This window comes from Mucilaginibacter gossypii, from assembly GCF_017569325.2.
GTDB classification, from domain to species: Bacteria; Bacteroidota; Bacteroidia; order Sphingobacteriales; family Sphingobacteriaceae; genus Mucilaginibacter; species Mucilaginibacter gossypii.
This window is the reverse complement of the sequence record NZ_CP071878.2, coordinates 2724141-2736377: the sequence shown is the minus strand read 5'-3', so window position 1 is coordinate 2736377 and position 12237 is coordinate 2724141. Positions and strand designations below refer to the sequence as shown.

General features: G+C 43.1%; 7 protein-coding genes. 3 read left to right on the top strand and 4 right to left on the bottom strand.

What is annotated here, in order from left to right:
• Positions 1–27: 27 nt before the first annotated feature.
• Genes J3L18_RS11440 through J3L18_RS11430 form a run of 3 tightly spaced genes read left to right on the top strand, consistent with a single transcriptional unit; the run spans position 28 to position 5274 of the window.
• Positions 28–1173 (top strand): glycoside hydrolase family 88/105 protein, encoded by a 1146-nt coding sequence (locus J3L18_RS11440; RefSeq protein ID WP_129567728.1) that lies wholly within the window; start codon positions 28–30, stop codon positions 1171–1173.
• The gene (locus tag J3L18_RS11435; protein ID WP_129567727.1) at positions 1173–3644 is read left to right on the top strand and encodes a glycoside hydrolase family 31 protein; all 2472 of its coding nucleotides are present in this window, start codon (positions 1173–1175) and stop codon (positions 3642–3644) included. Before J3L18_RS11440 ends, J3L18_RS11435 begins: the two co-directional genes overlap by 1 nt.
• A 22-nt stretch (positions 3645–3666) precedes the next feature.
• Positions 3667–5274 carry an arylsulfatase gene (locus J3L18_RS11430; protein ID WP_129567726.1) on the top strand — a complete coding sequence of 536 codons (1608 nt, stop codon included), beginning with the start codon at positions 3667–3669 and terminating at the stop codon, positions 5272–5274.
• Positions 5275–5609: 335 nt separating this feature from the next.
• Here J3L18_RS11430 and J3L18_RS11425 read toward each other — a convergent pair whose 3' ends face one another.
• The 4 genes from J3L18_RS11425 to J3L18_RS11410 all read right to left on the bottom strand — a co-directional run bounded on the left by J3L18_RS11425 (position 5610) and on the right by J3L18_RS11410 (position 12135).
• Positions 5610–6464: an SDR family oxidoreductase gene (locus tag J3L18_RS11425; protein WP_129567725.1), complete on the bottom strand. Its 855-nt coding sequence runs from the start codon at positions 6462–6464 to the stop codon at positions 5610–5612.
• A gap of 212 nt (positions 6465–6676) precedes the next feature.
• Positions 6677–7627 carry a manganese catalase family protein gene (locus J3L18_RS11420; RefSeq protein WP_129567724.1) on the bottom strand — a complete coding sequence of 317 codons (951 nt, stop codon included), beginning with the start codon at positions 7625–7627 and terminating at the stop codon, positions 6677–6679.
• Positions 7628–7749: 122 nt separating this feature from the next.
• Positions 7750–9435 (bottom strand): glycoside hydrolase family 26 protein, encoded by a 1686-nt coding sequence (locus tag J3L18_RS11415; protein ID WP_129567723.1) that lies wholly within the window; start codon positions 9433–9435, stop codon positions 7750–7752.
• Positions 9436–9441: 6 nt separating this feature from the next.
• Positions 9442–12135, bottom strand: a complete 2694-nt coding sequence (locus tag J3L18_RS11410; protein ID WP_208102455.1) for a glycosyltransferase family 2 protein — start codon at positions 12133–12135, stop codon at positions 9442–9444.
• Positions 12136–12237 lie beyond the last annotated feature (102 nt).

The following is a 12237-nucleotide window of genomic DNA, read 5'->3' as shown; positions in this document are numbered from 1 at the left end:
TTAAAACGGATATATAAAATCTACGATATGAATAAATTATTGCTTACAATAAAAACGGTATTAAGCACATGCGCTGTTATGGGTATAATAGGTAGTGCATTTGCCCAACAGCCTGCAAAAACAGAGGTGTTGGCCGGTATGACCCTGGCCAATAATTATTTTATGCAGAAATGGCCCGACCCGGGAGCTTCTGTTACGGTAAAGGGTATTACCCGTACCAGTAATTTGTGGACGAGGGCTGTTTATTACGAAGGGCTGATGGCGATGTATAAAATTGATGCTAAAAAAAAGTACTATGATTATGCGGTTGATTGGGGCGAGAAACACCAATGGAGCCCCCGCGGGACTGTTGATACCCGTAATGCAGATAATCAATGCTGCGGGCAAACCTATATTGATCTTTACCTGATTGATAAAAAGCCCGAACGGATTGAAAAAATAAAGCAAAGCATCGACCTGATGGTGAACAGCGAAAAAAGGGATGACTGGAACTGGATAGATGCGCTGCAAATGGCTATGCCGGTATATGCCAGGCTCGGTGCGGTGTATAACGACAATAAGTATTATGAAAAGATGTTCGACATCTACAATTACTCAAAAACCGTACACGGCGGCAAAGGATTGTATAACACGGCAGATCATCTTTGGTGGAGGGATAAAGACTTTGTAGCACCGTACAAAGAGCCTAATGGTGCAGATTGTTACTGGTCGCGTGGGAATGGTTGGGTAGTGGCCGCCATGCTGCGGGTGCTGGAAGTTATGCCTAAAAATGCACCTCACCGCAATGAATATTTATCAGTATATAAAGAAATGATTGAGGCTTTGGTTCCATTACAGCGTGCTGATGGCTACTGGAACGTGAGCCTGAAAGATTCGACCAATTTTGGTGGCAAGGAACTGTCGGGTACAGCCTTGTTTACTTACGGTATGGCCTGGGGCGTAAATCACGGCATCCTGAAAAAGAAAACCTATTTACCGATAGTTTTCAAAGCATGGAATGCCATGGCAAAAGAGTGCCTGCATCCTGATGGTATGCTTGGCTTTGTACAGGGAACAGGCAAAGAACCAAAAGATGGCCAGCCTGTTGGCTTTAACAATGTACCCGATTTCGAAGATTATGGTTTGGGATGTTTCCTGCTGGCAGGCAGCGAAGTTTATAAACTGAGCAAGTAATGAAAAAGATCCCCCTGTTTTTAGCCCTTGTTTTCATTGCGATAGCTGCCTCTGCGCAAACGGGTATCGGCAGCAATAAATCCGGATACAAAAAAGATGGCAACACCTTGTTTTTCAGTAACACCAACGGAGATGTTAAAATTGAGTTGTGCTCAGCATCCATGTTTCGGGTAAGGGCCAGCTGGAGCCGCAAATTTGCGCCAAATGAGCATTTAATGCAGGAAAACTATACATGGCCAGCTGTTGATTATAAAATAACTGATGCTAAGTCTGCATACATAATCCAAACATCGGCGTTGATTATCACGGTACTTAAATCGCCGTTTATAATCAATGTAGCAGACAGCAAGGGCGTGATGTTATCATCAGAGTACGTGCCTGATAGTAAACAAAATGGAGGTTTGCATCACATAGGTGATATGGTTATGTGTACTAAAGACTTGCTTCCCGATGAGCATTTCTTTGGCTTTGGTGAGCGTATGGATTTTACCGACCAGCGTAACAAACTGGTAAAGCTCAATGTAGGTAGGGGCAAAATCAAAAACAACTTGCTTGGTGCCTATAACATCAACGAGGCCAATTATTGCCCGGTGCCATTTTTTATGAGCACTAAGGGCTATGGCATATACCTGCACAATTCATCGGCAACCGAATGGGATATGGGCAGCAAAACTGATAATGAGTACAGCTTTAAGGCTAATGATGGCGAACTGGATTATTACTTTATTTACGGCCCAACATTCCCGGTTATCTTAAACAGTTATTTAAGCATTACAGGTAAATCGCCTTTGTTACCAAGGTTTGCTTTTGGCTTACACATGGGCACTTATAGCGGCGGCACCTGGGGGCATGAGGAGCTTACTTCGGACAGGTATGTAATAGAACTGGCCCGCAAAATGCGCGAGATGGGCATCCCGGTTGATATTCTTTTCCTTGATTCTACCTGGCGCTTGTTTGGTAAAAAGGGGGGTAAGGGGGCCACGACCTTTGAATGGCGCGAAACATTTAAAGACCCTAAAGCCATGTTTGATAGCTTGTATGCCATGAACTTTAAAATGGTGGGGCTGCATATCCGCCCAAGGTTTGATAACGCTAAAAATCTGAACCTGCTTGATCAGGCACAGGCCAAAGGTTTCACCTATCCCGAAAATGGCAAACCGGGCGAGTTTGTGAACTTTTTCGATCAGCAGGCTGCAAACTGGTGGTGGGATAACGGCGTGATGAAAGTAGCCTCAATTGGTGCTAAATTCCTGAAAACAGATGAAGGCAGTGCCTTTGGTTCATTAGCCAATGAAAGTGAGAAAGTTGGCCCTACTGGTAGAGAAGTGGCACAACTTCATAATGTATTTCCCATCGCTTATGCTAAAGCTCCGTATTTAAAATTTCAGGAATATAATGGCATTCGCGGATTAAATCAAACCCGGGAAGGTTATTCAGGGATCCAACGTTATCCCTTCATTTTTGCGGGCGACTGGCCAAGCGAATGGCAGTACTTTGCTCCGGTTATAAAGGCCGGGTTAAATATTGGCCTGTCGGGCGTTGGATATTGGGCACATTGCATGGGCGGTTTTGAACATGCAGCCGATCCTGAGTTATACATTCGTTGGGTACAGTTTGGCATGTTCAGCCCCGTGGCTATGGTTTTTGGCATGGACCATCCAGGTTATAAAGAACCCTGGAATTATGGGGCCGAACCTTTGGCTAACTTTAAAAAGTACGACGATCTCCGTTACAGGCTGATACCCTATATCTATAGCAATGCTTACACGCAATACCAAACCGGTATGCCACTTATGCGTGCTTTGGTGCTGGAATATCAGGATGATCCCAACACGTACAATATAGCCGATCAATACCTGTTTGGCGATAACATGATGGTTTGCCCGGTTACCGTAAAAGGTGCACAAACCCGTACCATATATTTACCCCACGGAACCTGGTTTGATTACTGGACCGGCGCAAAATATACTGGGAAACAGTATATCCATATCTTAACCCCTGCCGATCATTTGCCCATTTTTGTAAGGGCAGGAAGCATTATCCCAATGCAGCCGACTATGAAATATATGGACGAAAAGCCGGTAGATGTGATCATGCTTGATGTATTTCCTGATCGGGAAGCGTCGGAGTTTAAACTGTACGAAGATGACGGTGTTAGTTTAAAATATCAGCATGGGGACAAGGCGATCACTCACATTACATTGACAAATGCTGCCGGTGGCTGGGAATTGCGGATTAAGAAACCGGCAGGTAGCTTTGTTCCTGCCCAGCATACCTATCTGGCCAAAATACATAGGGCCGGTGATACGGAACCATCTTCAATAACAGAAAATAAAGACGCATTGAAAATGGCCGATGGTGTTGGAGCATTAGATAAAGCAGCGGGCTGGTATTATGATAAAACCACTCATTTGCTTTGGATAAAAACTTCCCATAACAACAGGGAGGACATTGTTCTTAATTTCAAATAGATAACGATTTATAGCTACCCCTATGAAAAAGTTCCTCCAAATCATTTCTCTTTTTGCTATAGTAAGCAACCCGATATTCGCCCAGGATAAGCATGCGGCTAAGCGGCCAAACATCATTATTATCCTGGCTGATGATATGGGTTACTCAGATATTGGCTGTTTCGGGTCCGAAACGCAAACACCTAATTTGGATGCGATGGCCAAAGGCGGTTTGCGGATGACCCAGTTTTACAATGCGTCGCGCTGTTGTCCAACCCGGGCATCGTTACTCACCGGCCTTTATCAGCATCAGGCAGGGGTGGGCGATATGGTAAACCATCGCGATGTTCCGGCTTATCAGGGCTATCTCAACCAGAACTGCGTAACAATAGCCGAGGCACTTCAGCAAAGCGGATATAATACATTGATGGCAGGCAAATGGCATGTGGGTACAGCCCCCTCGCGCTGGCCGGTTAAACGCGGATTTGATCATTATTTTGGTTTGATAGATGGGGCAAGCAGTTATTTTACTCCAACAATGCCTTACCGCCCTAATCAAAAACTTACCATCGCTTTAGATGATAAGGAATACACACCAGGGCCAAACTGGTATTCAACTAATGCCTATGCAGATTATGCCCTTAAGTTTATTGAAGGTAATAAAGGCACAGACAAGCCATTTTTCCTGTACATGGCTTTTACCAGCCCGCACTGGCCAATTCAGGCATTGCCACAAGATATTGCCAAATATAAAGGCAAATACCTGAAAGGTTGGGATGGGCTCAGGCAGGAACGGCTCGAACGTCAAAAACAGTTGGGGATCATCGCTAAGGATGAAAAGCTTTCGCCAAGGGACAAGAGCGTGCCGGAATGGGATAGCTTAACGGCAGAAGAAAAAGAGCAATTTGATACCAAAATGGCTGTATATGCTGCGATGGTTGACCGGATGGATCAGAATATAGGCCGCATCAGGAAAAAACTTAAAGAGCTGGGTGAGGATAAAAATACAGTGATCATGTTTCTGTCGGATAATGGGGCCAGTAACGAAACTATTGCCGGTCCGGGTTTTACTCCTGAAGTATTGGCTGCAAACAATAAGCCGGCAAATGATCCAACATCTTTTACATCGTACGGGTCATTGGGGGCTAATGTAAGTAATACACCGTTTCGTTTATTTAAGCACTGGGAATATGAGGGCGGCACTGCAACGCCTTTCATAGCCTACTACCCGGATGTGATTAAGCCCGGCTTAATTATTAATAAGCCCGCTCATATTATCGATTTGATGGCAACCTGCCTTGATCTGGCCGGCGCAACTTATCCTAAAGTTTATCATGGCAATAACATTACGCCAACAGAAGGTATAAGCCTGGTGCCGGTATTTAAAGGCCAGAAGTGGCAAGGGCATAACGGGCTGTTTTTTGAACACGAAGGCAATCGTGCTGTAAGGCAAGGCGACTGGAAACTGGTTTCTCAACGCCCCGAAAATAAATGGGAACTATATAATATCAGCACGGACCGCTCCGAGTTAAATGACCTGAGTGTCCAATATCCTCAAAAAGTAGCCGAGCTTGAAGCAATGTACAAGCTATGGGCCACCAGGGCAGGAGTGGTGGAGTTTGATAAGTTAGCAAAAGCGAAAGGCGAATAATTAAAAAGTATAAATTAGCTTTAAGCTTGTGTATTCCTGCTTCCAGCTTTTACCAATGCAAATGTTTTAGCTCAGTTCCACATAGTACCGTTAAGGCCCATCCACAAACCGATGAAATAACGAAGGCCCGCCGCCCCTGTTTACACTGCTGCTATCGGCGAGCCGTCTATTTTTCTATGGTGAGGTAGAGGAACTGCAATTATCAATTTGTTGTTTTCATGGTGATGTTATTATAACAATAAAAAAAAGGTGATTTTCTTTTACTGAGAAGTCGGGCTCTGCCCGGAGGAAGATAACTGACGTTGTGCTTGGGTTTACTTTTAACAGGTGTCGCCTTATCCGTTTACTACTTCGCCGCCGTTTACATGGATTACCTGGCCTGTAATAAAGGAAGAGTCGTCTGAAGCCAGGAAAACATAGGCGGGGCCAAGCTCAGAAGGCTGTCCGGCACGTTTCATAGCCGTTTCGCTGCCAAACTTTTTGATCTTTTCTTCGTCGAACGTGGATACAATAAGTGGGGTCCAGACCGGTCCGGGTGCTACGGCGTTAACCCGGATCCCTTTTTCTGTCAGGTTGGTAGCCAGTGATCGCGTAAGGGTAGTGATAGCGCCTTTGGTTGATGAGTAATCAATAAGCGAAGGCGAAGAACGATAGGCGGTTACCGAAGTGGTATTGATAATGCAATCGCCTGCATGCATGTGATCTAATGCAGCTTCTGCAAAATAAAAATAGGCAAATATGTTGGTGCGGAAGGTAACATCCAGTTGTCCGGGATCAATTGCCCTGACGTCTTTTTGCGGGAATTGCATACCTGCATTGTTCACCAGGATATTGAGTTCGCCAAATTCTTGTTTGGTTTGTTGTACCGCGTGTTTGCAAAAGGCCGGGTCTTTTACGTCCCCTTTAATGAGCAAGCATTGCTGGCCTGTTAATTCAACCAGGTCCTTTGTGATTTCGGCATCTTCGTCCTCCTCCAGGTAAACGATGGCCACATTAGCACCTTCCTGCGCAAAATGTACGCTTACCGCGCGGCCAATTCCACTGTCGCCCCCGGTAATGAGGGCTATTTTTCCCTGCAACTTGCCGGCGACTTTATAATTGTCTTTAATGTATTCCGGAGCCGGATGCATCTTTGCTTCAATACCTGGCTGTCTATCCTGCTTTTGCGGTGTTTCTTCTTTGGTTATCATAGATTCTTTTAAAAAAGTGTTGTTGTTGAGTTGACTAACGAAAGCCGGAACACAGACGCTTATTGAAAGTTGTTTAAACTTTCTTAAAAATCGTTAGCTGTAAAGCTTTCGAAAAGGGGGGGAGTTAGCGGCATTAAAAATGCCTGGGCAACTGTTTAATAAAAGCCGTCATCAGCAGGATGACGGCCGGTAGCATTATTTTTTTAAGTATTTCAGGCCCTTTTATTATTATCAGGGTAAGTACTCCATTGCGCCACGCCTTCGGGCTCAGAGTCCTTTACTTCGGTGCTTTTTTCCTGGCTCATTTGCTTATTCAGCTTTTCGGCCTGTTTAAGTTCCCTCGCCTTATCGTCTTCCAGTTGGGTGAGGCCCTGTGTTTCCCTGACGTGCTTTACCGGGTCAGCTATGTAAATGAATTCTTTTTCCAAATCGGGCATTTCGCCTTCGTTCCACGGGCCGTGAACGTCGGCACCATTAGACATATTGAAATACTGCTGGGTAAAGCGTGGATCGGCTGCCAGTACCCCTGGTGGAAAGTTCGGCTGGATATCGTTTAAAGCCGCTTCAAACATCTTGTAATGCGCCACTTCACGGGTCATCAGGAAAGACAGTGTTTCGTGAATGTAAGGATCATTTGTGAACTTCATCAGGTGTTCATAAACCAGTTTAGCGCGTGACTCTGAGGCAAGATTACTGCGAAGATCGACGGTCAGGTCGCCGTTTGAATGGATATAACTTGCACACCATGGTATGCCCTGGCTGTTGCGGGGAGTAACACCGCCGCCTGTAATAACGCCAAACTGTGGATTGGCGAATACTGCCTGGTGAATTATATCTTCTTTGGCAGCTTTACCGTTCAAAACCTGCATGATCTCGGAACTGTCGGCAGCATTCTTAAGTTCGCCATTCACGCCTTTGAGCAACATTTGAATAGTGGCGCCCACAATTTCAAGGTGACTGAATTCCTCGGTGGCGATATCCATCAGCATATCATATTTGTCGGGGTATGGCACCTTTGCACCAAAGGCCTGTGTGAAGTATTGCATGGCTGCGGCCAGTTCGCCGTTCTCTCCGCCAAACTGTTCCAGCAATAAATTGGCAAACCGGGGATCGGGGCGCGATACGCGCGCGTTAAATTGTAGTTCTTTTACATGGTGAAACATAACATTTGATTTTGGTAGATAGTGTTATGATACAACCAAGGGTAGTGTTTTATGTTTTATAATTTAATAAATTTATTTAATATGAAAATAAAAGTAATCTATTTTACCAACCATTAATATGATTACTGTTTCAATAAACTGCAAAATTTGAGCATCGACTGCGGAGTAATACTCCAGTTAGGGGCTTTAATATCACCCCAGGCCTTGGGGTTGTCGTATAAATTAAAGTAGCAAACGCCAAAAATATGAGGGTTCGCATTTATTGTTTCAGCGGCATCGGCAAGCCATTTGTCCTGGAAGCTTTCTGATCCTTTTACACCAAATTCGGTTATGAACAAAGGCTTATCAAGAAACCTCATCCGAAAATATTTTCGGTTAAATATGGTGCTGAAGGCTTCCTGCTTATCCTGATCGGTAATGTTTTTATCCGGCAAACCGTAAATGGCTATACTGATATAATCTACTACATCGCTTCCGGGCCAAAAATCCGCCGAGCCCCGGTCGCCGGCAGGTCCCCAAACCTTTCTGACATTTTTGCCCGGCCCTCCGTCAAACTGCATAAAATATCTGAAGGCATTGATGTAGTTAACCGGATCCTGACTTTGCCACTTGTACCGGTGGATCGGGATCTCCATTTCATGCATCCATCTGAGATAAACGATATTCTGTGTGGCAGAAATTATATTAAATAGTTTTTTGATCTGCTTGTTATAACGGCCGTTTAAAATACTTTCCGTGACAGCAGTATCCGGTATTCCGCTGGTGTCACGCCATGGTTCCATGGTTACAATAACATCATGGTGACGGCTAATGACCTCCGAGAATTTTTTCTCAAAATCGCCTCTTTCAACTTCGCCCCAATCTGTAAAAAGATGTTCTACACTAATTCTTGGTTGATTGAGCAGTTTTTTATTTGGGTCAAATACCCCAATCTTGAGCGATGTCCTTACCGGCTTTTTAGCGGCACTATCCGCGTAGTTATCGGCACTGTATACGGTATTCCGGTATTTTATAAAATAGTCTTTTTGTTCGTTTAGCCAACTGTATTTAAAAGGTGTTTTTCCGGTATTATTATCTATGATCAATACCGGTTTGTCTATAAACCTTAAGCGATGGAGCTTATGTTTTAACATATCAGAAACCGTGCTGTCTTTTGGATAAAAGTGGGTGGTATTTTCTGATTGGCTTCCAAGTGTTATACTTATATAATCAACAGTCTTATTTCCGGGCCAGTATTCGGTATCGCCGGGATAACCTGAGGGCCCCCAGATGATTTGTGCCTTTGGGGCAATCATTTTAATTTTTTTTGAAAAATAATTAAATGAAGTAATATAGTCTTTGGGCGATTTATATTGCCAGGGAAATACACTGGCCGGTACTTCCATGTCAGGGTTCCAGCGGATAAAAACCTGATGGTGACTTTTTGCCGCCAAAACAGCCAGTTCATGGATCTGCTTGTCAAAACTACCATTGAGCACTTCAGTTAAAACGTTGTTTTGATAATCTACACCTTTAAGCCAGGTTTCCACGGTGATTAATACATCATTGTTAGCCAAAGCTGTATCCACATTGCCCCGGCTTGACCTTATAGCTGTATTTTTAAACACTGCCGTGTAACAAATAATAGGTTTGGCCGGTAAGGTATCACTTAAATTCCTGCGGTTAAATATGCCAACCACCTGTTCGTTGCTGCGGTAGTAGTTGTTTGTAAAATAATCACTGCGAAAAAGTTTAATGCCCCAAAAGGATATAACGACGATTATACCTAAACTGATCGCTAAATAAATCTTTACGGACTTTTTATTCATTGACGATTAATTTTGAAGAGGGGTATTTAATGTTGCGTAGTCAACAGTTACATTATCACCATCTGTTGCCACAAGGTACAGCCTGTATCTGTCATCATTTTTTGGGATTGTAACGTTTACATCCGGACTATTTCCTACCTTTTTCATGCCGGTTGCATTGCCCCAATTATCTGTTTTGACAAGATACCATTCAAATTTCAATCCGGTTTTTAAATAGGCAGCGATGTTCCAGTGACCGTAGGAAAATACCAGGGCGTTATAGCGCAGGGATGCCCCCGGAGTAGTTGTTAATGCAGGTTTCAGTATTTTAATATCGGGCAAATTATAGATAGGTGTATTGCCATTCCAGTTCTTGCTTATTTTATAAAGGTAACGTTTATTTCTGCCCCATACGTCTTTTAAACCGTCAAACGTGACAGCAGTGCCGCTTTGTTGATCCTGCCAGTTAGCGTAAAAAATTCCGCCGGAATGCTGTACACCTTCGAGTGCGCCGGGATCAGTGCAACTGAAAAAATAAGGTATTTTAAAATCACGGCTAACATATTTCAATGACTGTTTATTATCAACAATTACTCCGAAAGCATCAATTGCCGGTATTTGCTCCTTTAATATTTGCATAGCAGGGTTGAGTGTGGGTGAGGATAAAAGGTCGATGGTTAATGGCCTTGTTGGGTCTTCATGTTTAATTTCATTTACCAAACGTTTTAACAAATTGATATAATGCTGTTGGGCCTGGTACAACTGTGGCCCATGATAAAATTGGGATAGTTGCTGGTAGGTACTATTGGCTAAGTGCCAGGCACTGATGTTAGGGTTTGATTTATTTTTATTTATGGTGTTAAGGATGATATTGAATTGCTCGTGCAGGTAGGTGGTATCATTAATGAAGCTTGATGGGGCAGGCACCCAGAAGCTATAATTAATTTTTAAGCCCTTTTGTGCGGCTGCTTCAAAAATTGAGTGGTCGTAAATATTAGGTCCATATATTTTTATGGTATTTATCCCCGCTTTTCGAATGTCTTCAAAATCATTAACTATCATTTTTTTGGTTAGCGGAGCTATGTTCTTGTACCAGTAGTTTCCTTTAGAGTAGATTACGCCTTTTACTGAAGAAAAAAATGGAGGGTTTACTGATAAACGTTTTTGACCGGTGACTGGATCTTGTTCAATAATATTTATCGAAGTATCTGAAGACGCTCGCGAAGTGCTATTGTAAAGTCGCGATTGCCTGATCAATTGCGATAACCCGGTGGTGTCTGATGAAGAGATGAACTCTGCAAAAGACTTTTTGCTATTATCATTGTTAGCATCGAAACCACGCGCAACATTAAAGTTTGCATCTTCATCCGATTCCTGAGAAGCATATATGCAGATGCCAACCACTAATATGCTAAGTATCAGGCTAACTTTCCTTACACCGAAATATATCTTTCTTCTTAACAGCCAAAAAAATATTTTAACATGCTGTATTTTTGAAACGACCGTAAATAATGTGGCATGTTTATCCAGGTAGGCCTGAAACTTGAGTTCTGAACTTGCGATAAGCATAAATATCATGAACATACAATTCAGGCCAACGATGCCGGACATAAAAAGTGTATAGGGATTCCAGTCGTTGTAAAGGCCGTAAATAATAGCTGCGATGGATACAGCCAACACTACAATATTGGGTAAGTTGTTTTTTAAATTTTTTTCATCTTTAATATCCTTGGGGGTTGCTATGTAGGGAACGTTCTTCCTGATAATAGTATAGACAAAACCTAATATAAAAACCCACCATGTACCTATGAGCAGTAATCCTCCCACCACATGAAACCCCCGCTCATTATCCTCCATTACCCATTGCTGAACAAAATGCCTGATCAGAACTACTGAAGTTATAAAAGGAACACTGATAACTAAAAACTCAGAAAAGTCCATCCTTAACGGAAAAGCATCTGTGAACAGGGATATAACCGGAATTGAGAAATTAATAAGAAATACAAAACCAGATAAGTAAAATAAAGGTAAAAGACCGTAATGAAGTTTCTGCCGCCAGTTGAATTTTCTAAAAAGTTTAACGTAGGAAGTCACAAGAAGCTCAAAAACACCCCGCGACCATTTCAATTGTTGCTTATAATAAGCTGACAAAGTAGCCGGAACCAGGCCTCGGGTCAATACAGCGGGTACATAAACGGATTTCCAATTGCGTGCATGGAGCTGCATTGCCGTATGCATATCTTCAGCCAGCCCGGCCGCATGTCCACCAATGGATTCCAAAGCTGTTCGCCTGAAAGTACAATTGGCGCCTATAGCCTGCACAGTGCCATAACTGTTCATGCACATCATCATGGGGCCGTAAAACTGATAGGTTTGTTGTGCCGCGCCTTTAGCTATCCATCCAATGTCATGATTGTAATAGGCCTGCACAATTTGAACATAACCAATTTCCGGGTTATCAAAATGAGCTATTATCGGATCCAGAAATTCGGGTACGGGTATATGGTCAGGATCAAGAATTACACATAGTTCGCCTGATGACTGGGCTAATGCGTTATTAATATTGCCAGCTTTGGCGTTGATTTTTTTAGTTCTTGTTATGTGATGAACGCCCAGTTCTTTACAAACTGATTTCAGGTAAGGGTCATCGGCCTCGTCACACAAAAAGGTTTCATGAGGATAATGTATAGCCTGAATTGCAGTAAGTGTTTCAACAATCATTTCATATGGTTCACCGGCGCAAAACGTGGTAAATATGTCTACCGTATATTGTTTCGTTATTGGTAAAGCAGGCGGAACGCTTATTGACCAATAATGATACCA

Coding starts and splice junctions, on each gene's coding strand:
- J3L18_RS11440 (WP_129567728.1), top strand. CDS start 28: ATGAATAAATTATTGCTTACAATAAAAACGGTATTAAGCACATGCGCT.
- J3L18_RS11435 (WP_129567727.1), top strand. CDS start 1,173: ATGAAAAAGATCCCCCTGTTTTTAGCCCTTGTTTTCATTGCGATAGCT.
- J3L18_RS11430 (WP_129567726.1), top strand. CDS start 3,667: ATGAAAAAGTTCCTCCAAATCATTTCTCTTTTTGCTATAGTAAGCAAC.
- J3L18_RS11425 (WP_129567725.1), bottom strand. CDS start 6,464: ATGATAACCAAAGAAGAAACACCGCAAAAGCAGGATAGACAGCCAGGT.
- J3L18_RS11420 (WP_129567724.1), bottom strand. CDS start 7,627: ATGTTTCACCATGTAAAAGAACTACAATTTAACGCGCGCGTATCGCGC.
- J3L18_RS11415 (WP_129567723.1), bottom strand. CDS start 9,435: ATGAATAAAAAGTCCGTAAAGATTTATTTAGCGATCAGTTTAGGTATA.
- J3L18_RS11410 (WP_208102455.1), bottom strand. CDS start 12,135: ATGATTGTTGAAACACTTACTGCAATTCAGGCTATACATTATCCTCAT.